This is a genomic window from Caballeronia sp. BCC1704, assembly GCF_902833455.1.
Lineage (GTDB): Bacteria > Pseudomonadota > Gammaproteobacteria > Burkholderiales > Burkholderiaceae > Caballeronia.
In genome coordinates this window covers 1604449-1626485 of the sequence record NZ_CADFFT010000001.1, presented here as the reverse complement: position 1 = coordinate 1626485, position 22037 = coordinate 1604449, and the positions used below count along the sequence as shown (strand labels likewise).

Below are 22037 nucleotides of genomic sequence, written 5' to 3'. Positions count from 1 at the left end.
TGGCTGTCTCAGGCGACTTGTCAGCGCCTTACCGTTGTTGATACTGTCAGACGCATTGAAAGGAGGTCGCCATAGCGTCACAACCGCAATGCCGCATCAAGATCATCATGTTCGAAGGCACTTGCCATGCGAGCGATCTCTGCGCGCCGGCAACCGACTTCCTGAGCAACCGCTCGCCATGTACGGGTCACGTCTGCCACCTCGCGGATCGTGGCCCGAGCCTGCTTCAACGACAAACCGAAGAACTCCGCCGCACTTTCTAGCAGGTCGAGCGAACATGTCCCTTCGTCGAGATCGATGTTGGTCGTCAGAATGCGCGCCTTGACGTCGGTTGGCGTGGGGTTGAGGTCATAGGCCGGTGACAACACCCAGCCGTCGCGGCCGGTCCAGAGGAAACCATGGTTACGCAAATGGTCATCGACATTTGAAACCAGTACGTTGAACGTCACACGGCGATACAACTGGGCAGCGTCGGCTCTCGCCCTGGCACCATGTTGTGTCAGTGCATCAACCAGTTCGGGATAGCTGCCGCGTTGGCCGTCCCGAGATCCTGTCATCGACATTGCCGAGAGAAAGGGAATGCGAACACCGCCAGCGCGATCGAAGCGGCGCGACAACAGCACAGGCTTGCCCGCTACCTGAAGCAGCTGGTGATGCGGGGTCGAAATGCCGGCGCGCTCAGCCAATCGCAGGGCGACCTCCTCCCAGGCCTCGATGCTGTATTCGTCGAGTTCCTTTGGAAATTTGGCAATCGACAAATGGCCGTACTGGTCGATGACCGACGCCTTGGGACGCGCGCCACCGAGCGATGATCCAGGCGCGAAGATCAGTTGCAAATCTTCATCCGTTTCCTCGTCTCGCAGGATACGCTCGGTGATTTGAAGCAGCCGGCCCAATTCGATCAGCGCGGGGACACCCGCAGGCACGGGCGCCTGGAATTCACTATCTCCGCCCCAACGGAATCGCAGGGCGCCGAGACGCGTTTCATCCGCCACGCCCAACAAGTAGTCAAGTTCACCAAGCGTCCGGACGCGCCTCCCCTCCCGTTCGGCCTGTCGACGCTCCGCGCGTTGCATGAGTCGCCGTCCCCAGGTATCGGGCGCTGAATCGCCGATTGAACCGAAAATGGACTGATCTGGCGGCGGTGGAAAAACGCCGCGCGTCAACGCCAGCGCCGGCTCAATTGAGAACCGCCCGTCGTCGGCCAGCCATGTCTCGTCGTATTCGAACGTGACCGTTTCTTCTCGACGCGACGCATGACGCCTGAGGAGGCCTACCGGACGCGGCGAGCCATCTAGATCGATGTGCACCTCGACATCAGTCATGATCCCCCTTTCCTCTGCCGCTGCGAGGCAACCTGACGCGCTGAGGCAACGCGGCGGTTGCCAGCGACTGCCCGACGGTGTCCCGCGAGGCGTCGGCGACCTGAGTCAGTCCGTCCAGCAGCCCAAGCGCCTGTAGCACGGCCGCATAGATGCCGATGCTCACCCCCGCATCGCCCGCCTCGACCCGCTGCAAAGTCGCTCTCGACGTGAACGCACGCTCGGCGACCACCGCCATGGTCAGTCGGCGATGGCGGCGGGCGTCGTGAATATCGGCGCCCAATTTGCGCAGCGCGCGCCGGACGGTGGCCGGAGGCGCGTGAGGTGTCGGCATGTTGCTAACTTCGTAAGTCTTTACAGCTCTTAATGTATCACGAAGTCAGCATTCCCCAACCGTTGGAGTCAGAGGGAAATTTGACGTCGGGCGATACTTGAAACGCGTTCTCGTCGAGCCAGGTATTTGACCATCACCAGCCTGTAGCGCGCCGCCGGGTCATAGTCCCCGGCAGGTCTCTTGCACACGGCCCCCGCATACCGTCAGCACTACCGTAGAATCGCGCCCGCTACACGCCGGCACGAATGGATCGACGAAAAATCCTCGTAGCTTTTGATTGGTTGCAAAAGAACCCGCAAGCGATAAACAAGCACCGATTAGTCACCGGTCGCAGCAGCCAATACTGCGACCATTTACTCCCCTCACTCCCACTCGATCGTCGCAGGCGGCTTGCCCGAGATGTCATACACCACCCGATTGATCCCGCGCACTTCGTTGATGATGCGATTGCTCACATGTCCGAGCAATTCATGCGGCAGATGCGCCCAGTGCGCGGTCATGAAGTCCATCGTCTGCACCGCGCGCAGCGCGACGACGTAATCGTAGGTCCGGCCATCGCCCATCACGCCGACGCTCTTCACCGGCAGAAACACCGCGAACGCCTGACTCGTCAGCTCGTACCACGACTTGCCGGTTTCCTTGTCGATGGTATTGCGCAGCGTCTCGATGAAAATCGCGTCCGCGCGGCGCAGCAGATCCGCAAACTCGCGCTTCACTTCGCCAAGAATCCGCACGCCGAGGCCGGGACCGGGGAACGGATGGCGATACACCATCGCGGGCGGCAGGCCCAGCTTCACGCCGAGTTCGCGCACCTCGTCCTTGAACAATTCGCGCAGCGGTTCGAGCAGCTTCAGCTTCAGCGTCTCGGGCAGCCCGCCCACGTTGTGGTGGCTCTTGATCGTATGCGTGCCCTTCTTGCCCTTGCCCGCCGATTCGATCACGTCGGGATAAATGGTGCCCTGCGCGAGCCATTTGGCGTCGGTGAGCTTGTGCGATTCGGCGTCGAACACTTCGATGAACTCCGCGCCGATGATCTTGCGCTTCGCCTCCGGATCGGTCACGCCAGCGAGCTTCTCGAGGAACGCTTCGCTCGCATCGACATGAATGACCTTCACGCCGAGATGATCCGCGAACGTCGACATCACCTGCTCGGCTTCGTTCTCGCGCAAGAGGCCGTGATCGACGAACACGCACGTCAGCTGATTGCCGATCGCGCGATGCAGGAGCGCCGCGGCCACCGACGAATCCACGCCGCCAGACAAACCGAGAATGACGTGCTCGTCGCCGACCTGCGCGCGAATCTTCGCGACGGCTTCGTCGATGTAATGGCCCATCTCCCAATCCGCCTTCGCGCCGCACAGTTCGAGCACGAAGCGGTCGAGCATCGCGCGGCCCTGCACCGTGTGCGTGACTTCCGGGTGCCACTGCACGCCGTAGAAGCGGCGGTCGTCGTCGGCCATCGCGGCGATCGGGCATGCGGGCGTCGAGGCCATCAGCTTGAAGCCGGCCGGCATGTCGGCCACCTTGTCGCCGTGGCTCATCCAGACCTTGAGCATCGACTCGCCTTCGGCGGTCCTGAAGTCTTCGATGCCTTCCAAAAAGCCCGTGTGGTTCAGCGCCTGCACTTCCGCGTAGCCGAACTCGCGCACCTTGCCGAGTTCGACCTTGCCGCCGAGCTGGTCGGCCATCGTCTGCATGCCATAGCAGATGCCGAGCACCGGCACGCCGAGATCGAACACGATCTGCGGGGCGCGCGGCGACTTCGCCTCGGTGACCGAATTCGGGCCGCCCGACAGGATGATGCCTTTCGGCGCGAACTCGCGGATGAACGTCTCGTCGACGTCGTACGGATGGATTTCCGAGTAGACGTGCGACTCGCGGATGCGCCGGGCGATCAGCTGGGTGACTTGGGAGCCGAAATCGAGAATCAGGATTTTGTCGTGCATGGCTGCGGCCAAAGGCTAAGTGAACGAATGGTGTGGGCGGCCGGTCCGGTGCTGCCGGCTCCGGCTGCCAATAAATCGACGGCCGGCGCGAAGGCCGACCGTCCTTGTGTTTGCTTGCTGCGCACGCCGCCGCGCTCGCTTTCGCGCATCTGCGGGCGCCTCAGCGCGGCGTCCCGCTCGCCGGGTCCGGCGCCACGCGGCCCGTCAGCGGATCCACGCGCCGACCGGTCGCCGGATCGATGTCGCTGCCGATCACCGGGTCGATGCGCCTGCCGGTGGCCGGGTCGATCTCGCGGCCCGTTTGCGCATCGAGCGTGCGGCCCGTGACCGGATCGACGACGCCGGCTTCCGTGCGCGTGCGCGCAACCGGTGGCGCGGTATCGGCATCGATCGGACGCCCCGCCGGATCGACCGCGCGGCCGGTGACGGGATCGATGGCAGTCGCTTCGGGCGCGCGCGCGGCGGGACGCGTTGCCGTATCCGACGGCGGCACGGCGGTCGTCGCAGGCGGGCGCGTTTCGTCGCGCTTTTGCGCCGCCTTCTTTTCCGCCCGCTCCGCCGACGCCGCGCCGGCCAGTGCCGCGCGTTCCCGCCGCCGCACCGCGCCCGCGAGCCTCACGCTGCCGAGCCCCAGCACCAGCAACACGATGCCGATCAGCGCCGCGCCGACCTGCCCGAAGCCGTCGACCTCAGGCGTGCGCAGTCCGAGCAGCCAGACCAGCACGACGGTGCCCGACAGCCATTCGACATGGCCCGACGCCCTCGCGGCTGCGGCGGTCAGCGCACCGTCGATGGCCGCGTGCAGCGACAGCCACGCGAAACCGATCAGCGCGATGCCGAGCAGTTGCCCGGCGAACGCCGGTTCCACTCGCATCGCGTCGAGTTGCAGCGCGTCGTAGAGTCCCGCCCACGGCGTCAGCAGAAACAGCACGCCGAACACCAGAAAAATGAGGGCATTGACGACCAGCACGACGCGCAGCAACGGTTTCATGATCAGTCCACGAGTTTATCGGCGCAAAAGCCGGGAGACGGCGCGAGCAAGCCGGTCAGTCGACGTGATAGTTCGGCGCTTCCTTGGTGATCTGCACGTCATGCACGTGCGATTCGCGCATGCCCGCCGCCGTGATCTGAACGAATTCTGCCTTGTCGTGCAGTTCCGCGATGGTGCGGCAGCCGCAATAGCCCATGCTCGCGCGCACGCCGCCGACCACTTGAAACAGGATGGCGTTGACCGAGCCCTTGTAGGCCACGCGGCCTTCGATGCCTTCCGGCACGAGCTTGTCGATGTTCGCCGAGTTGTCCTGGAAGTAGCGATCCGCCGCGCCGTCCTTCATCGCGCCGACCGAGCCCATGCCGCGGTACGCCTTGTATTGACGGCCCTGGAACAGGAACACGTCGCCCGGCGACTCTTCGGTGCCGGCGAGCATGCTGCCCATCATCACGACGTTCGCGCCTGCCGCGAGCGCCTTCGCGACATCGCCCGAGAAGCGCACGCCGCCGTCCGCGATGACCGGCACGCCGCTGCCGCGCAGCGCCTCGGACACGTTCGCGATAGCCGTGATCTGCGGCACGCCCACGCCCGCGACGATACGCGTCGTGCAGATGGAGCCCGGGCCGATGCCGACCTTCACGGCGTCCGCCCCGTACTCGACGAGCGCCTTTGCGGCCGCCGCCGTCGCGATATTGCCGCCGATCACCTGCACGCGCGGATAGTTCTGCTTGACCCAGCGCACGCGCTCCAGCACGCCCTGGCTATGTCCGTGCGCCGTGTCGACGACGATCACGTCCACGCCCGCCTGCGCCAGCAGATCGACACGCTCTTCGTTGTCCGGGCCCACGCCGACCGCCGCGCCGACGCGCAACTTCCCGTCTTCGTCCTTGCAGGCGTCCGGGTTCTCGGTCTGCTTCGTGATGTCCTTCACGGTCATCAGGCCGCGCAGTTCGAATGCGTCGTTGACCACGAGCACGCGTTCCAAGCGATGGCTGTGCATCAGCGCCTTCGCTTCGGCGAGCGACGTGCCTTCCTTGACCGTCACGAGACGCTCGCGCGGCGTCATGATGTTGCGCACCGGTTCGTCGAGCCGCTCTTCGAAACGCAGGTCGCGGTTGGTGACGATGCCGATGAGTTGCGTGCCTTCCACCACCGGGAAGCCCGAGATGCCGTGCTGCTGGGTGAGCGCGATCACGTCGCGCACGCGCATTTGCGGCGGCACGGTGATCGGGTCGCGCACGACGCCGGATTCGAAGCGCTTGACCTTCGCGACTTCGCGCGCCTGTTCCTTCGCGGTGAGATTCTTGTGAACGATGCCGATGCCGCCCATCTGCGCCATAGCGATGGCGAGCCGGCCTTCGGTGACCGTGTCCATGGCGGCGGACACGAGGGGCATATTCAGGGAGATGTTGCGAGTCAGCTGGGATTTCAGGCTGGTATCGCGCGGAAGAACGCTGGAGAACGCAGGCACGAGGAGCACGTCATCGAACGTGAGTGCTTTCTGGATCAGACGCATGGCAAATCCTATGGGCGCAAAAGCAGATTATACCGATAGTTCCCCGCATTTTCACTGCCCGAACAGCAGGTTACGGCCGATCGACGCAAAATGCGGGCCGGCGGCGGCGCGCCATGCGGTGCACGTTTGAACAAGACGCGGGCGGTGCGCCGCGCTACGCTTTCGCGTCATTCGAGTGCAAGTCGGAGTCGGTCAATGCAGCGCGGTGTCGTTTATGGAATGCTGGCGGGAGCCATCTGGGGTTTTATTTTTCTCGCGCCGCGCCTGTTGCCGGACTTTTCGCCGCTCATGCTGAGCATCGGGCGCTACGTGATGTATGGCGCCGTGTCGCTGGCCGCCGCCCTGCCGTTCGCGCGACGGCTCGCCGCAAAGCTCACGCGCGCCGATGTTATTGCGCTCGTGAAGCTCGCGCTCGTCGGCAATCTGCTCTACTACATGCTGCTCGCGAGCGCGGTGCAACTCGTGGGCGTGGCGCCGTCCTCGCTGATCGTCGGCATTCTGCCGGTGACGGTGACGCTGGCAGGCCGGCGCGATCACGGCGCGGTCGAGCTCAAGCGCCTCGCCGCGCCGCTCTTGCTGGTGCTCGCGGGCATCGCGTGCATCAATCTGGACGTGTTCAGCGACGTCTTCACGCATCACGGCGACGCAAGTACGAGCAGCGTGCTCACGCGCCTTGCCGGGCTCGCGTGCGCGGTCGGCGCGCTGGCGTCGTGGACGTGGTATGCGGTCGTCAACGCGCGCTATCTGCAGGCGAACCGCCACTTCGACGGCAACGAGTGGTCCGTGCTGTGGGGCATCGTGACAGGCGTGCTCGGCGCGGTCCTCGGGGCGGTTGTCTGGATGTTGCCCGCCGGCATTGCGCAGGCGAGCGTGCCGGCCGCGCGCTGGCATCTGTTCTGGATCGTGTGCTTCGCGCTGGCGACGGGCGGTTCCTGGCTCGGCAACATGCTGTGGAACGCGGCCGCGAAACGCCTGCCGCTCACGCTTTCCGGGCAGATGATCGCGTTCGAAACGCTCTTCGCCCTGCTCTATGCTTTCGTCTACGACGCCCGCTGGCCGCGCGCGCCGGAGATGCTGGCTATCGTGCTGCTGCTGGCGGGCGTGAGCTGGTCGGTGCGGCAACATACCGTCGAGCCGGCGGCGGCATCGAAGGAAGCGCCCGCGCATTGATGCTGTCCTAGGTCAGCGCGAATCCTTCGACTGCCATTTGCGCCCTTCGATGGACCCCGCCTTGCGCGCCTTGTCCACGCGGCGCTGACGCGCGGTCTTCGGATCGACCTTCAGCGGCCGATAAATCTCGACGCGGTCGAAATCGGCGAGCGCCGCATCGAGCGCTTGCAGCTTGCCGAAGACCCCGACCTTCTGCGTCGTCAAATCGATCTCCGGATGCGCTCGGAGCACGCCGCTCGCCTCGATGGCTTCGCGCACGGTCGCGCCGTCGCGCAGATCGACGCGCGTGAGAAAGCTCTTGCCGTCCGGCAGGCCGTAGCAGACATCGATATGCAGATTCATTTTTTGCCGTACCGCTGATCCGCGCGCTTCACGAACGAATCGACGAACGTGTTCGCGATATGGCTGAACACCGGCCCGATGATCTTCTCGAGAATCAGGTTCGAGAACTCGTAGTGCAACGCGAATTCGATCTTGCACGCGTCCGCGCGCAGCGGCGTGAAGCGCCAGTAGCCCGTGAACTTCTTGAAAGGGCCGCTCAGGAACTCCATATCGATGTTCGTCGGACGCTTCTGCACGTTGCGCGTCGCGAAGTGCTGCTTGATGCCCTTGAAGTTGATGTCGATCTTCGCTTCCATGCCGGTCTCGTCCTGGCGGCCGATCTCGACGCCGCCGCACCAGGGCAGGAAATTGGGGTAGTCGGCGACATCGGTGACGAGGTCGAACATTTCTTCCGCTGAATGGCGGATCAATACGGTTTTCTGGACGTCGGCCATAAGGGCGCAGCGGGTGACTGGATCGGGTGGCGGCGCGCGCGGCTTTAAGCGATGAGCTAGGTCTGCCCATCGTGCGTCGAGCGGCGCGCTGCTAAAATCGTGATTTTAAACGAGTTGGGCACTTTCCATTCATGAGCATCATTGACAACAGAAAAGCCTTCTTCGATTACTTCATCGAAGAACGCTACGAGGCCGGTCTCGTGCTCGAAGGCTGGGAAGTCAAGGCGCTGCGCGAAGGGCGCGGGCAGATCAAGGAAGGCTATGTCGTGATCAAGAACGGCGAGCTGTTCCTGATCGGCACCCACATCAGCCCGCTGCCCGAGGCGTCGAAGTTCGCCAACCTGGACCCGGTGCGCACGCGCAAGCTGCTGTTGCATCGCGAGCAGATCGACAAACTCATCGGCAAGGTGGAGCAGCGCGGCCATACGCTCGTGCCGCTCAACTTCCATTACAAGGAAGGCCGCGTGAAGTGCGAAATCGGTCTGGCAAAGGGCAAGAAGCTGCACGACAAGCGCGAGACCGAGAAGAAGCGCGACTGGGAACGCGAGCGCGCTCGTTTGATGCGCACGGCCGCGCGCTGATCGTTCACGGTTGCATACAACAAGGGGCGCTTCGAAGCGCCCCTTGTTACATCAACTCTTTCTGATGACGCCGCCGCCCTCGCCCTTCACGATGGCAAGCGCCGACGCGATCATCGAACTCATGTCGGACATGTTGCCCGGCACGATCAGCGTGTTGCCGGTCTTCGCGATGTTCGCGAACGCGCCGACATACTGCTCCGCGACCTTGAGGTTCACGGCGTCCATGCCGCCCGCCGACTGAATGGCGGCGCCGATCTTCTCGATGGCCTGGGCGTTCGCCTCGGCCACCGCGAGAATCGCCGACGCCTCGCCCTGCGCCTGATTGATCGCTGCCTGACGTTCGCCCTCGGACTTCTGGATGGCCGCTTCGCGCGCGCCCGAGGCCAGATTGATCTGCTCCTGCTTGCGCCCTTCCGACGCCGCGATCAGCGCGCGCTTCTCGCGCTCGGCGGTGATCTGCGCCTGCATCGCGTGGAGAATCTCCTTCGGCGGCGTCAGGTCCTTGATCTCGTAGCGCAGCACCTTCACGCCCCAGTTGGACGCAGCTTCGTCGAGCGCATTCACGATGCTGTGATTGATGTACTCGCGCTCCTCGAAGGTCTTGTCGAGTTCCAGCTTGCCGATGACCGAACGCAGCGTGGTCTGCGAAAGCTGCGTGATGGCGAGCACGAAATTGCTCGAACCGTACGACGCCTTCATCGGGTCGGTGACCTGAAAGTACAGCACGCCGTCCACCTGAAGCTGCGTGTTGTCGCGCGTGATGCAGATCTGACTCGGCACGTCGAGCGGAATTTCCTTCAGCACGTGCTTGTACGCGATGCGATCGACGAACGGCAACACGATGTTCAGCCCCGGCGTGAGCGTGGCGTGATAGCGGCCGAGGCGTTCCAGCACCCAGGCGTGCTGTTGCGGAACGATCTTGACCGTGTTCACCACGATCACGATTGCGATGACGAGCAGGACGACGGCGATAGTCATGTGGGACTCCTTCAGTTCTTATGCGGCGAGTGTGCGTGCTCTAGCGTTTGGCGGCGACGACGAGCCGGCTTCCGTCGAGCGCGGTGATGCGATACCAGCGCGCGCTTTCCGATTCGCCCGGCGCCAGCTCGACGTCCCACTCCGCGCCGCGGTACATCGCGCGCGCCCGGCGGTCGTGCCATTCGGCGACTTCCAGCGTCGCGCCGATGTCGAGGTTCACGGCGGCATCGCGCGAGGCGTCGCGCCGCTTCCAGCTTCCGAAGCGCGACCGGCGCAGCGCTGCGACAGCGATCAACGCGACGAGCGCCGCGACGCCCAGTTGCACGTGCAGCGCAAGCCCGACGGCGAACGCGATGCCGCCCGCGATCATCCCGAGCGCGATCATCAACAGATAGAACGTGCCGGTGAAAAGCTCGGTGACGATCAGCGCGCCGGCTGCTATCCACCAGATGAGTTCATGGGTCGCCATGCCAGTCTCCAAACGAAAACACCCCGGAAGGTCCGGGGTGTTTTTTATAGCACGCAGCGCCTTCCCGAAAGCATCCGGAAAGGCGTGACCGACTTATTTTGACAATGTGGTCGCGAGTTGCTGCCACGTGTCGATGATCGTGTCCGGGTTCAGCGACATCGACTCGATGCCCTGCTTCGCCAGCCACTCGGCGAGATCCGGATGATCCGACGGCCCCTGGCCGCAAATGCCCACGTACTTGTTCAGTCTCAGGCACGTCTCGATGGCGCGCTTGAGCATGAACTGCACGGCTTCGTCGCGCTCGTCGAAGTCGGCCGCGAGCAGTTCCATGCCGGAGTCACGGTCGAGACCGAGCGTCAACTGCGTCAGGTCGTTCGAGCCGATCGAGAAACCGTCGAAGTATTCGAGGAACTGTTCGGCGAGAATCGCGTTGCTCGGCACTTCGCACATCATCACGAGCTTGAGACCGTTCACGCCACGCTTCAGGCCGAACTTCTCGAGCAGCCCGACCACGCGCTCCGCCTGCTTGAGCGTACGCACGAACGGCACCATGATCTCGACGTTGTCCAGACCCATTTCCTCGCGCACCTTCTTCAGCGCGATGCATTCCATGTGGAACGCCTCGGCGAAGTCTTCCGCGATGTAGCGCGACGCGCCGCGGAAACCGAGCATCGGGTTTTCTTCGTCCGGCTCGTAGCGCGAACCGCCGATCAGCTTCTTGTACTCGTTCGACTTGAAGTCCGACAGGCGCACGATGACGGGCTTCGGATAGAACGCCGCCGCGATCGTGGCGATGCCTTCGGTCAGCTTGTCGACATAGAACGCGCGCGGCGACGCGTGACCACGCGCGACGCTTTCGACCGCTTTCTTGAGATCGGCGTCGACGTTCGGGTACTCCAGAATCGCCTTCGGGTGCACGCCGATGTTGTTGTTGATGATGAACTCGAGCCGCGCGAGGCCGACGCCCGCGTTCGGCAACTGCGCGAAGTCGAACGCGAGCTGCGGATTGCCGACGTTCATCATGATCTTGACCGGAATCTTCGGCAGCTCACCGCGCTGCACTTCGGTCACTTCGGTTTCGAGCAGGCCGTCGTAGATCTTGCCTTCGTCGCCTTCCGCGCACGACACGGTGACGAGCGCGCCGTCCTTCAGCACGTCGGTCGCGTCGCCGCAGCCGACCACCGCCGGCACGCCCAGCTCACGCGCGATGATCGCCGCGTGGCAGGTGCGCCCGCCGCGATTCGTGACGATGGCCGATGCACGCTTCATCACCGGCTCCCAGTTCGGATCGGTCATGTCGGCGACGAGCACGTCGCCCGGCTGCACGCGTTCCATTTCCGACGGATCGTAGATCACGCGCACGGGACCCGCGCCGATCTTCTGGCCGATCGCGCGGCCCGTGGCGAGCACGTTCGACTGGCCCTTCAGCTTGAAGCGCATCTCGGCCTTGCCCGCCGCCTGGCTCTTCACCGTTTCAGGACGCGCCTGAAGGATGAACAGCTTGCCGTCGCGGCCGTCCTTGCCCCACTCGATGTCCATCGGACGCTGATAGTGCTTCTCGATGATGACCGCGTACTTCGCGAGCTCGATCACGTCTTCGTCGGAGATCGAGAAGCGGTTGCGCTGCTCGTGCGGCACGTCGACGGTCTTCACGCGGCCCGGTTCGCCCGGCTGCGTGAACTCCATCTTGATGAGCTTGGAGCCGATGGAACGACGGATGATCGGATACTTGTTTTGCGCTAGCGTGGTCTTGAAGACGTGGAATTCATCCGGATTCACCGCGCCCTGCACCACGGTTTCGCCGAGGCCGTAGCTCGACGTGATGAAGACCGTGTCCTTGAAGCCGGACTCGGTGTCGATGGTGAACATGACGCCCGCGGCGCCGACGTCCGAGCGCACCATGCGCTGCACGCCAGCCGACAGCGCGACTTCCGCGTGCGTGAAGCCCTTGTGGACGCGATACGAGATGGCGCGGTCGTTATACAGCGACGCGAAAACGTGCTTCATGCGATCGAGCACGTCTTCGATGCCGACCACGTTCAGATAGCTTTCCTGCTGCCCCGCGAACGATGCGTCGGGCAGGTCTTCGGCCGTGGCGGACGAGCGCACGGCGAACGACAGCTCTTCGGGCGAGCTCTTTTGCAGGACTTCGAATTGACGGCGGATTTCGTCTTCAAGACGCGGCTGCAGCGGCGCGTCGACGATCCACTGACGGATTTCCTTGCCGGCCTCGGCAAGCGCCTTCACGTCGTCGACGTCGAGCGTCTCGAGACGTTTGGCGATGCGCTCCGTCAGTTCGTTGTGATGGAGGAAGTCGCGGAATGCGAGCGCGGTCGTGGCGAAGCCCGTCGGCACGCTGACGCCGGCTTCGGAAAGCTGGCTGATCATTTCGCCGAGCGACGCATTCTTGCCACCGACGATTTCCACGTCGGTCATTCGCAACTGCTCGAATGGAACTACATACGCTTGATCCTTTGCGACATCGTTCGCAACATTGACTGCGTTGGTCATACAAGCCCCTAAGGTGGATGGAATTCACGATCGCACGAGTGGGCTCGCATGCGGCGGCGCTCATTGGAAGCGCCGGCGCATCTCGTACAACCTGTTTGATAAGCCTTCGCGGCGGTGAGGAACCGCACTCCGGTTTGCCGAAAATCGCGCAGTCATGCGGTGAAAACGCACGAACTACCCGTCAATTGAGGAAGATCAGGCTCAATCTCGACGCAATTGCTTATCGAACAGGTTGCCGCTATTCTACCGTGCCGATTCTCGCATTTGTCCGGGCACGGACAGTAAATCCACGGCAAAATCGAGGTCTTTCACGCCTCTTGGTGCGCCTGCGCACACGTTTGGGCCGCTCAATGTAACACACGCTCAGGCGAGGCCGCCTGACCGCGCACGCTCCGGTTCGAGCGTGCTGTTTTCAACTCGTTCCCACTGGTTCACCGCTGATGCCGCCTTCCGTATTCATCGTTTCCGACGGTACCGGGATCACCGCCGAAACGTTCGCCCATTCGATCCTCGCCCAGTTCGACCAGAAATTCCGGCTCGTGCGCGTGCCGTTCGTCGATTCCATCGACAAGGCGCATGCCACCGTCGAGAAGATCAACGAAGCCGTGTCGCTCGACGGACGCCGTCCGATCGTGTTCACGACGCTCGTGGACAGCGCATCGAACGAGATCGTCAAGCGCTGCAACGCGCTCGTGCTCGACATGTTCCAGACGTTCATCGAGCCGCTCGAACACGAACTGGAAATCAAGTCGACGCACGCGATGGGCCGCGTACACCAAAACGCCGACACCGAGGAATACAAGAACCGCATCGAGGCGATCAACTTCTCGCTCGCGCACGACGACGGCCAGTCCAACCGCAATCTGACCGAAGCGGACGTGATTCTGGTGGGCGTGTCGCGCAGCGGCAAGACGCCGACGAGCCTCTACCTCGCGATGCAATACGGCGTGAAGGCTGCAAACTATCCGCTGATTCCGGAAGACTTCGAACGAGGCAAGCTGCCGACGCCGCTTCTGGAACATCGCGACAAGATGTTCGGCCTGTCTATCGACCCGCAGCGGCTCGCGGAAATTCGCAACGAGCGGCGCCCCGGCAGCAAGTACGCCGCGCTCGAAAATTGCCGCTACGAGATCAACGAAGCCGAGAGCATGATGAAGCGCGAAGGCATCAAGTGGCTGTCCTCGACGCATAAGTCGATCGAGGAAATCGCCACGACGATCCTTCAAGAGATCAAGCCGGAGCGGCCTTCCTATTATTGATTCAGCGCTGCTGGCGGCACTGTTCGAAGAGACAGATGGCCGCCGCAGCCGCCACGTTCAGCGATTCCATGCCGCCCGGCTGCGGAATGGTCACGCGATGCGTCACGGCATCGCGCCAAACCTGCGACACGCCCGCGCCCTCGTTGCCGAACACCCACGCGACGGGCGACGACAGATCGCAATCGTAGATGGCGACGGCGCCGTGCGAATCCGTGATCGTCACCGGCACGTCGAGCCGCGCGATGAGTCCGGCCGGATCGACGTCCTCGAAGATTTCCAGCAGAAAATGCGCGCCCATACCCGAGCGCAGCACCTTCGACGACCACGCGTACGCGGTGCCCGGCGCGCAGAAGACGCGGCCGACGCCCGCCGCCGCCGCGCTGCGCAGAATCGAGCCGACATTGCCCGCGTCTTGAATGCCGTCGAGGATCACGCACGTCTCGCCGACGCGTTCGGGCAACGCCGTTTCGATCTTTTCGACGAGCAGCAACATCCCGACGCCGTGCACGACGCTCGATAGCTGTCCGAAAAGCGCATCCGGCAATACGATCACGCGCTTCTCTTCGATGCGCGCCACGATCTCGCGGGCTTCCGCATGCGCCAACGCGCCTTCGGTGACGACACACGTTTCCGGCTGGCCCGCAGTGTCCAGATAAGCAGCGGCGAGATGCAGACCTTCGAGCAGCGCGTGACCGCTGCGCCGCTGCTGCGCCGTCGAGCCGGCGAGCGCCTTCAGGCGCTTGTAGAGCGGGTTGTCCCGCGAAGTGACGGATTTCACGTTGGAATGGAACGGCAAGGCCGCTCAGAACGGATGCGCTTCGGGATCGGCATTCAGCGCGGCGGTTGCCTGAATGACCTCGGGCGCGATATCGGGCAGCACCGAGCCGAAGCGAAGATGCGCCTCGCGCACCGGCGCGAACGAACGCCGGTGATGCTCGCAAGGCCCGTGTTCGCGCAGCGCGGCAAGATGCTGCGGCGTGCCGTAGCCCGCGTGCACGTTGAAACCGTACATCGGATGCGCCTCGTGCAGTTCGCACAGCACACGGTCGCGCGTGACCTTCGCGAGAATCGACGCCGCCGAGATTTGCTTGACGAGCGCATCGCCGCCGATCACGGCTTCCGCGCGTATCGACAGCACCGGGCAGCGATTGCCGTCCACTTTCACGAGCGTCGGCGCAACCGACAAGCCTTCGACCGCCCGCTTCATTGCGAGCATCGACGCGTGAAGGATGTTGATGGTGTCGATCTCCTCGACGCTCGCCGACGCGATGCAATACGCGAGCGCGCGATCGACGATCTTCTCGTAGAGGTCCTCCCGCTTCTTGGCGGACAAGGCTTTCGAATCGTCCAGCCCGTTGATGCGCGGCTTCGCCGGATCGAAGATCACGGCGGCGGCCACGACCGGCCCCGCGAGCGGGCCGCGCCCCGCTTCGTCGACACCGCAGACGATGTCGAACGGCGAGCTGAAGTCGAGTCCGCGTTGCGCCGACCGGTTCGCAGCCTTCATTGCGGCCTCCGCGTGTCGAGCACTCGCGCCACGGCTTCGGCCGCCCGCTGCGACGTGTTCTGGCGCAGCGCGATGTGCATCTCGGTGAAAATCTCGGTCAGGGTACGGCGGTTCGCGTCGTCGTTCAACTGTTTCAGCGTGGCCTCGGCGAGGGCTTCGGGCGTCGCGAAATGCTGAAGGATCTCCGGCACGACGAAACGGCCCGCGAGAATGTTCGGCAAGCCCACGTACGGCAGGTAGCCCTGCCGCTTCATGATCTGACCCGTGAGCCAGGGCACCTTGTACGAGATGACCATCGGCTTCTTCAGGAGCGCCGCTTCGAGCGTGACCGTGCCGCTTTTCACGAGGATGGCGTCGGCGGCGGTCATCGCGGTCTGCGCGCGGCCGTCCGTAATCGTCAGCGACAGATGCGGATGCGCCTCCACCAACGGTTGCAGCAGCTCGCGCAGCGCCGGATTCGCCGCCGGCATCAGGAAGCGCACGCCCGGCTCGCGAAGCTGCATCAGCTCCATGGCGTCGAAAAACGTCGGGCCGATCAGCGCAATTTCCGAACGGCGGCTGCCCGGCAGCACTGCGATGACCGGTCCGCCTTCCGCGATGCCGAGTTCGCGCCGCGCGGCGGCAGTATCCGGTTCGAGCGGAATTTCGTCGGCGAGCGGATGGCCGACATAGCTTGCCGCAACGCCCGATTTCGCCAGCAGCGCCGTTTCGAACGGAAACACGCAGAGCATGTGATCCACGGCTTTCACGATCTTCTTGATGCGCCCGCCGCGCCATGCCCAGATCGACGGACACACGAAATGCACGGTCGGAATGCCGGCTTCGCGCAGCGGCTGTTCGAGCCCGAAGTTGAAGTCCGGCGCATCCACGCCGATGAACACCGACGGTGGATCCGCCAGCAACTGCCGCTTCAGCTCGTTGCGAATGCCGAGAATCTCGGGGATATGCCGCAGCGCCTCGACGTAGCCGCGCACGGTCAGCTTGTCCATCGGCCAGTGCGCTTCGAAGCCGGCCGCGGTCATGCGCGGGCCGCCGATGCCGCTATAGCGCGTTCCGGCCGGCAGCCGCTCCTGCAAGCCTTTGAGCAGCGAGGCCGCAAGCAGATCGCCGGACGGCTCGCCCGCGACCATCGCGATACGCGGCGCAGTGGTGATAAGCGTCATCGGATGGCGCGATCAGCGGATGATGCCGCGCTGCGACGCCGCGATGAAATCGGTGAACGCCTTGACCGGCGCGTCGCCGTCGCCGCCTGCCGCGCCCAGTTCCTTCAGTTGCGCCTTGGCTTCTTCGAGCGACAGACCGCTCTTGTAGACGATGCGATACGCCTGGCGCAGCGCCGAAATGGCGTCCGGCGTGAAGCCGCGACGACGCAGCCCCTCGACGTTGATGCCGTGCGGTTCCGCCTTGTTGCCGGCCGCGATGACGAACGGGGGCACGTCCTGCACGAGCGCGGACGCGCCGCCGAGCATCGAATGCGCGCCGATGCGCACGAACTGATGCACGCCCGACATGCCGCCGACGATCGCGTGATCGCCCACCGTCACGTGCCCGGCCAGTTGCGCATTGCTCGACATGATGACGTGGTTGCCGAGCGTGCAGTCATGACCGACGTGCACGTACGCCATGATCCAGCAATCGTCGCCGATCGACGTCACGCCGCGGTCCTGCACGGTGCCGGTATGCAGCGTGGTGAATTCGCGAATGGTGTTGCGGTCGCCGATGACGAGACGCGTCGGCTCGTCGCGGTACTTCATGTCCTGCGGCCGTCCGCCGATGGACGCGTAATGCCCGATGCGGTTCTCGCGTCCGATGGTCGTGTGACCTTCGATCACGCTATGCGAGCCGATCGTCGTGCCCGCGCCGATGACGACATGCGCGCCGACGACCGCGTACGGTCCGACTTCGACCGAATCGTCCAGTTGCGCGCCTGGCTCGATGATTGCGGTGGGGTGAATGATGGTCATGCGCCTCGCCTCTGTATGCTGTGTTTCTGCCGTTGTCTGCTGCGCTTAAGCGCCGGCGTCCGTGTTCTTCACGGTGCACATGAGTTCCGCCTCGGCGGCCGTCACGCCGTCCACTTCGGCGCGCGCCTTGAACTTCCAGATGCCCCGCATGTACCGCTCGAAGTTGACGTTGAGAATCAGCTGATCGCCCGGCTCCACCACGCGCTTGAAGCGCGCACCGTCGATGCCGACGAAGTAATAGAGCGTGGTCGTCGGGTCGTGCGGCTCTTCGGCGAACGTGAGCAATGCCGCGGTTTGCGCGAGCGCCTCGAGAATGAGTACGCCGGGCATCACGGGCCGCGTCGGGAAATGACCCTGGAAATACGGCTCATTGATCGACACGTTCTTCAGCGCCTTGATGCTCTTGTGCGGCTCCAGTTCGAGCACGCGGTCCACGAGCAGGATCGGGTACCGATGCGGCAGCAGCGTGAGGATCTTATGGATGTCGAGGTTGATTTTTTCTGTGCTCATGGTGGTTCTGCTCGCGCGCATCTCCTGCGCGGAAATTGACTGCGGGCGTCGTGCGCCCGCTTGGTGAATCTTACTGTGTTGCCGGCGCTCGCCTGCGCGCTCATCCGGCAGCCTTGCGTTTATGCTTCGTCGCCCTGGTCGCCTGCCTTCTGCTGGCTCAGCGCCAATTCCAGCGCCTTGATGCGATCGCGCAGCTTGTCCAGATTGCGCACGAGCGCGGCGCTCTTGTTCCAGTCGGCGTGGTTCACGGCCGGAAATGCGCTCGTGTACATGCCGGGCCGCGTGAGCGACTTCGAGACGCCCGACTGCGCGGTGACGATGACATGATCCGCCAACGTCACGTGGCCCGCGATGCCCACCGCGCCGCCGATCATGCAATGCCGCCCGATGTTCGTGCTGCCCGCGATGCCCGCGCAGCCCGCGATCACCGTGTATGCGCCGATGCGGCAGTTATGGCCGATCTGCACGAGATTGTCGATCTTCACGCATTCTTCGATGACCGTATCGGCCATGGCGCCGCGGTCGATGGTCGTGTTCGCGCCGATCTCCACGTCGTCGCCGATATCGACCGCGCCGACCTGCGGAATCTTCACCCAGCTCCCCGTACGCGCCTCGCCCTCGCCGACGAAATCCGGCGCGAAGCCGAAGCCGTCCGCGCCGATCACCGCGCCCGCATGCACGATCACACGCGCGCCGAGCTTGCAGCCATGATAGACGGTGACATTGGGATACAGATGCACGTCGTCGGCCAGCGTGACGCCCTGACCGACGGACACGCCGGCGTCCAGCCGCACGCGCTCGCCGACGACCGCGCCCGCTTCCACCGTGACATGCGGGCCGATGACCGCGCTCGCGGCCACTTTCGCGGCCGGGTCGATCCACGCGCTCGGATGCACGCCCGGCACCGCCCTCGGCGACGCCAGGTCGATAAACGCCTGCGCGACGCGGGCGAAGTACGCGTAGGGATTCGGCGTGACGATGAAATTACTGCCTTCGCGCGGCGCGGGCAGTTTGTCGAGATCCGCGCGGGAAATCAGTACGGCGCCGGCGCGCGTCGTCTCGACTTGCGGCAAATACTTCTGGTTCGCGAGAAACGCGAGTTGCGCAGGCCCCGCCTTGTCGAGCGGCGCCAGGCCCTCGACGCGATGCGCGCCCTGGCCGACCACCTCGCCGCCAAAGCGCCTGACCAGTTCGTCGAGCGTGATCGCCATGCCTGATGCCATGCCTATGAAAACTCCTCGTCAGTTCGGGCTCGCGCCGCCGTTCTGGCTCGTCGCCGCCAGCGCCTTCAGCACCTGATCCGTGATGTCGATGCGCGGGCTCACGTACACCGCTTCCTGCACGATCAGGTCGTAGTGCTGCTGCTCGGCAATCTGCTTGATGACCTTGTTCGCGCGATCCAGCACCGCCGCCAGTTCTTCGTTGCGGCGCTGGTTCAGGTCTTCGCGGAATTCGCGCTGCTTGCGCTGGAAGTCCGCGTCGAGTTGCGCGAGATCGCGTTGACGCGCGGCGCGGTCGGTGGCGGACATCGAGGCGCCGTTCTTGTCGATGTTGTCCGACATCGACTTGAGCCGCTGCGCCATGTCCTGCAGCGCCTTGTCGCGCTTGGAGAATTCCTGCTCCAGCTTCGACTGAGCGGCCTTCGCCGCCGACGATTCGCGCAGGATGCGGTCCGAATTGACCGCGGCGATGCGCGCTTCCTGAGCGTCCGCTTTCGCGACGGCGCCGAGGCCGAAGACCAGAGACAAAGCCAGCGCCAGCGCCGCATGTTTCGAAAGCATACCGGTTCGCAAAGTGTTCCTCACGTCACGTCGATTTGAAGGAAGTGTCCGTTCGTTCACGTCGGGCCGTCTCTTAGAAGGCCGTACCGATCTGGAACTGGAACTTCTGGTATTGGTCGCCCGTGTGTTTCTGCAGCGGGAAGCCGAGGCTCAGCTTGAGCGGGCCGATCGGCGAAATCCACGCGAGACCCACGCCGTAGCCGTAACGCAGGCCGTTCGCGCCGCTCGTCGTGCCGCCCTGACCCGGATCGCCCCAGACGTTACCGGCGTCGAGGAACGTGAACACGCGCAGCGTGCGGTCGTAGCCGGTGCCCGGCAGCGGGAACGTCAGTTCGATATTGCCGACCGCCATGCGCGAGCCGCCGATCGGATCGTTCGTGGTGGCGTCGCGCGGACCCAGCGAGCTCGGCGAGTAGCCGCGCACCGAACCGATACCGCCCGCGTAGTAGTTCTTGAAGATCGGGAACGTCTGACCGTCGAGACCCTTGCCGTAACCGCCTTGCAGGTTGAAGCCGAGCACGAAGCCGCGAGCGAACGAGTAGTAGTACTGGAACTGCGCGTCGAACTTCGCGTACGTGGTGTTGCCGAGCGGCGTGCCGTATTCCGCGTTCGACTGGATGTAGTAGCCGCGGCTCGGCACGAGCGCGCTGTCGCGGTTGTCGCGGGACCAGCCGACCGTGAGCGGGAAGTTGTTGACCACGCGGCCGAACTCGGCGACGTAGTTCTTGTACGACTGCGGCGTGGACGAGTCCACGTCCATCGTGTTCTGCTCGGCGCCGACGCCGAAGAACACCGTGTCCTGCTCCGAGAACGGAATGCCGAACTTCGTGTCCGCGCCCATCGTCACGATCTTGAAGCTCGAATCCGTCGAGTAGTACAGCGGCTGATACGTGCGGTAGTACGCGTCGGTGATGCGCTTGATGCCGTCGATGGTGAAGTACGGATCGACCTGCGTGACCGTGAGCGTGCGATACGTCTTGGCCGTGTTCACGTTGACGGAAAGGCTCGTGCCGGAGCCGAACACGTTGTCCTGCGACACGCCCGCCGACAGCACCACCTTGTCCGTCGACGAGAAGCCCGCGCCCAACGTGATCGCGCCGGTCGGCTTTTCGGCCACCTTGACGTCGACATCCACCTGGTCGTTCGTGCCTTCCACCGGCGTCGTGGTGACGTCCACGTCGGTGAAGTAGCCGAGACGATTCACGCGGTCCTTCGACAGCGCGAGACGGCTCGAATCGAACCACGAGCTTTCGAGCTGGCGCATTTCGCGGCGCACCACTTCGTCGCGCGTGCGCGTGTTGCCGACGATATTCACGCGGCGCACATAGACGCGGCGGCTCGGATCCACTTGCAGCGTGAGCGCGACCGTGTGATGCGCCTGATCGATTTCCGGCTGCGCATTGACCTGCGCGAACGCGTAGCCGTACTGGCCGAGCTTGTCGACGATCGCCTTGGTCGTTGCCTGCAATTTCTCCGCCGAGAACAGCTGGCCCGGCTTCACGGTGATGAGCTTGTTCAGCTCCGCTTCGCGGTCGAGCAGATTGCCGGCGAGCTTGACGCTCGCGATCTTGTACGGCTCGCCTTCATGCACCGCGATGGTCAGGTACATGTCCTTCTTGTCGGGCGAGATCGACACCTGCGTGGAGTCGATGCTGAATTCGAGGTAGCCGTGGTTCAGGTAGTACGAACGCACGTTCTCGAGGTCGCCCGTCAGCTTTTCCTTCGCGTACAGGTCGCTCTTCGTGTACCACGAGAACCAGTTCGGCGTGGACAGCTGCATTTCGCTCAGCAACGTGCCGCTGCTGACTGCCTTGTTGCCGACGAAGTTGATCTGGCGGATCTTCGCGCTCGGACCTTCGGCCACCGAGAAGAGGATCGACACGCGGTTGCGGTCCACCGGCGTCACCGTGGTGGTGACTTCGGCCGCGTAGTAGCCGCGCGTCAGGTATTGGCGCTTCAGTTCCTGCTCGGCCTTGTCGAGCAGCGACTTGTCGTAAGAGCGGCCCTGCGACAGACCGACCGAGCGCAGCGCCTTGGTGATGGTGTCCTTGTCGAACTCGTGCAGACCGCTGAATTCGATGTTCGAAATGGCCGGCCGCTCCTGCACCTGCACGACCACCACATTGCCTTCGGTTGCGATTTGTACGTCGTTGAAGAAGCCGGTTGCATACAGCGCGCGGATCGCTTCGGAGGCCTTGTCGTCGGTGAATGTGTCGCCTTGCTTGATCGGCAGATAAGCGAATACGGAGCCCGGCTCGATGCGTTGAAGACCTTCGATCCGGATATCCTGCACGACGAACGGCGTGGTGGCGTGTGCCGCCATGCCCGTTGCGGCGAGCGCCGCGGCCACAGCCGACTTAGGAACAAAGCGATGAGGTTTGAACAACGTGCTTCCCCAGTATTTAAAGCTGCATTCGTTCCG

21 protein-coding genes are annotated in these 22037 nt (G+C 63.9%); 3 read left to right on the top strand and 18 right to left on the bottom strand.

Annotated features, from left to right (window positions below):
- Positions 1 to 77: 77 nt before the first annotated feature.
- From HWX53_RS07580 to guaB, 5 genes are all read right to left on the bottom strand, one after another.
- Entirely contained in the window at positions 78 to 1325 is a 1248-nt protein-coding gene (locus HWX53_RS07580) for a type II toxin-antitoxin system HipA family toxin (RefSeq protein WP_175940157.1), read from the bottom strand.
- Positions 1318 to 1656, bottom strand: a complete 339-nt coding sequence (locus HWX53_RS07575; protein ID WP_175940156.1) for a helix-turn-helix transcriptional regulator — start codon at positions 1654 to 1656, stop codon at positions 1318 to 1320. The genes HWX53_RS07580 and HWX53_RS07575 overlap by 8 nt, the downstream gene beginning before the upstream one ends.
- A 362-nt stretch (positions 1657 to 2018) precedes the next feature.
- Positions 2019 to 3602, bottom strand: a complete 1584-nt coding sequence (guaA, locus tag HWX53_RS07570) for a glutamine-hydrolyzing GMP synthase (RefSeq protein WP_175940155.1) — start codon at positions 3600 to 3602, stop codon at positions 2019 to 2021.
- 160 nt (positions 3603 to 3762) lie between these two features.
- Positions 3763 to 4593 carry a hypothetical protein gene (locus tag HWX53_RS07565; RefSeq protein ID WP_175940154.1) on the bottom strand — a complete coding sequence of 277 codons (831 nt, stop codon included), beginning with the start codon at positions 4591 to 4593 and terminating at the stop codon, positions 3763 to 3765.
- A gap of 55 nt (positions 4594 to 4648) precedes the next feature.
- Entirely contained in the window at positions 4649 to 6109 is a 1461-nt protein-coding gene (gene guaB / locus HWX53_RS07560) for an IMP dehydrogenase (protein ID WP_175940153.1), read from the bottom strand.
- 195 nt (positions 6110 to 6304) lie between these two features.
- Here guaB and HWX53_RS07555 point away from each other — a divergent pair, with 195 nt between their 5' ends.
- A complete protein-coding gene (locus HWX53_RS07555) occupies positions 6305 to 7279 on the top strand; it encodes a DMT family transporter (protein ID WP_175940152.1) in 975 nt (324 codons plus the stop codon).
- 12 nt (positions 7280 to 7291) lie between these two features.
- On the opposite strand, the gene HWX53_RS07550 is transcribed toward HWX53_RS07555, so the two are convergent.
- Both HWX53_RS07550 and HWX53_RS07545 read right to left on the bottom strand, forming a co-directional pair.
- Complete coding sequence (locus HWX53_RS07550; protein ID WP_175940151.1) at positions 7292 to 7621, bottom strand: RnfH family protein; 330 nt, start codon at positions 7619 to 7621, stop codon at positions 7292 to 7294.
- Positions 7618 to 8055 (bottom strand): type II toxin-antitoxin system RatA family toxin, encoded by a 438-nt coding sequence (locus HWX53_RS07545; RefSeq protein WP_175940150.1) that lies wholly within the window; start codon positions 8053 to 8055, stop codon positions 7618 to 7620. The genes HWX53_RS07550 and HWX53_RS07545 overlap by 4 nt, the downstream gene beginning before the upstream one ends.
- A 131-nt stretch (positions 8056 to 8186) precedes the next feature.
- On the opposite strand from HWX53_RS07545, the gene smpB reads away from it, so the two are divergent.
- The gene (gene smpB / locus HWX53_RS07540) at positions 8187 to 8636 is read left to right on the top strand and encodes an SsrA-binding protein SmpB (RefSeq protein ID WP_175940149.1); all 450 of its coding nucleotides are present in this window, start codon (positions 8187 to 8189) and stop codon (positions 8634 to 8636) included.
- A 51-nt stretch (positions 8637 to 8687) separates the two neighbouring features.
- Here smpB and HWX53_RS07535 read toward each other — a convergent pair whose 3' ends face one another.
- The 3 genes from HWX53_RS07535 to ppsA all read right to left on the bottom strand — a co-directional run bounded on the left by HWX53_RS07535 (position 8688) and on the right by ppsA (position 12594).
- Entirely contained in the window at positions 8688 to 9614 is a 927-nt protein-coding gene (locus HWX53_RS07535) for an SPFH domain-containing protein (protein ID WP_175940148.1), read from the bottom strand.
- 40 nt (positions 9615 to 9654) lie between these two features.
- Positions 9655 to 10083, bottom strand: a complete 429-nt coding sequence (locus HWX53_RS07530; RefSeq protein ID WP_175940147.1) for an NfeD family protein — start codon at positions 10081 to 10083, stop codon at positions 9655 to 9657.
- Positions 10084 to 10176: 93 nt separating this feature from the next.
- Complete coding sequence (ppsA, locus tag HWX53_RS07525; RefSeq protein ID WP_175940146.1) at positions 10177 to 12594, bottom strand: phosphoenolpyruvate synthase; 2418 nt, start codon at positions 12592 to 12594, stop codon at positions 10177 to 10179.
- 440 nt (positions 12595 to 13034) lie between these two features.
- Here ppsA and HWX53_RS07520 point away from each other — a divergent pair, with 440 nt between their 5' ends.
- Entirely contained in the window at positions 13035 to 13853 is an 819-nt protein-coding gene (locus HWX53_RS07520) for a pyruvate, water dikinase regulatory protein (RefSeq protein WP_175940145.1), read from the top strand.
- Between the two features lies 1 nt (position 13854).
- Here HWX53_RS07520 and HWX53_RS07515 read toward each other — a convergent pair whose 3' ends face one another.
- The 8 genes from HWX53_RS07515 to bamA all read right to left on the bottom strand — a co-directional run bounded on the left by HWX53_RS07515 (position 13855) and on the right by bamA (position 22001).
- On the bottom strand, positions 13855 to 14631 hold the full coding sequence (locus HWX53_RS07515) for an RNA methyltransferase (RefSeq protein WP_175940144.1): 777 nt from the start codon (positions 14629 to 14631) through the stop codon (positions 13855 to 13857).
- A 24-nt stretch (positions 14632 to 14655) separates the two neighbouring features.
- Entirely contained in the window at positions 14656 to 15360 is a 705-nt protein-coding gene (gene rnhB, locus HWX53_RS07510) for a ribonuclease HII (RefSeq protein ID WP_175940143.1), read from the bottom strand.
- The gene (lpxB, locus tag HWX53_RS07505; RefSeq protein ID WP_175940142.1) at positions 15357 to 16523 is read right to left on the bottom strand and encodes a lipid-A-disaccharide synthase; all 1167 of its coding nucleotides are present in this window, start codon (positions 16521 to 16523) and stop codon (positions 15357 to 15359) included. Before lpxB ends, rnhB begins: the two co-directional genes overlap by 4 nt.
- A 12-nt stretch (positions 16524 to 16535) precedes the next feature.
- On the bottom strand, positions 16536 to 17324 hold the full coding sequence (lpxA, locus tag HWX53_RS07500) for an acyl-ACP--UDP-N-acetylglucosamine O-acyltransferase (RefSeq protein WP_175940141.1): 789 nt from the start codon (positions 17322 to 17324) through the stop codon (positions 16536 to 16538).
- Between the two features lie 45 nt (positions 17325 to 17369).
- Entirely contained in the window at positions 17370 to 17834 is a 465-nt protein-coding gene (gene fabZ / locus HWX53_RS07495) for a 3-hydroxyacyl-ACP dehydratase FabZ (protein ID WP_175940140.1), read from the bottom strand.
- Between the two features lie 119 nt (positions 17835 to 17953).
- Entirely contained in the window at positions 17954 to 19045 is a 1092-nt protein-coding gene (gene lpxD / locus HWX53_RS07490; protein WP_175940641.1) for a UDP-3-O-(3-hydroxymyristoyl)glucosamine N-acyltransferase, read from the bottom strand.
- A gap of 30 nt (positions 19046 to 19075) precedes the next feature.
- Positions 19076 to 19615: an OmpH family outer membrane protein gene (locus tag HWX53_RS07485; RefSeq protein WP_175940139.1), complete on the bottom strand. Its 540-nt coding sequence runs from the start codon at positions 19613 to 19615 to the stop codon at positions 19076 to 19078.
- 73 nt (positions 19616 to 19688) lie between these two features.
- Entirely contained in the window at positions 19689 to 22001 is a 2313-nt protein-coding gene (gene bamA, locus HWX53_RS07480) for an outer membrane protein assembly factor BamA (protein WP_175940138.1), read from the bottom strand.
- Positions 22002 to 22037 lie beyond the last annotated feature (36 nt).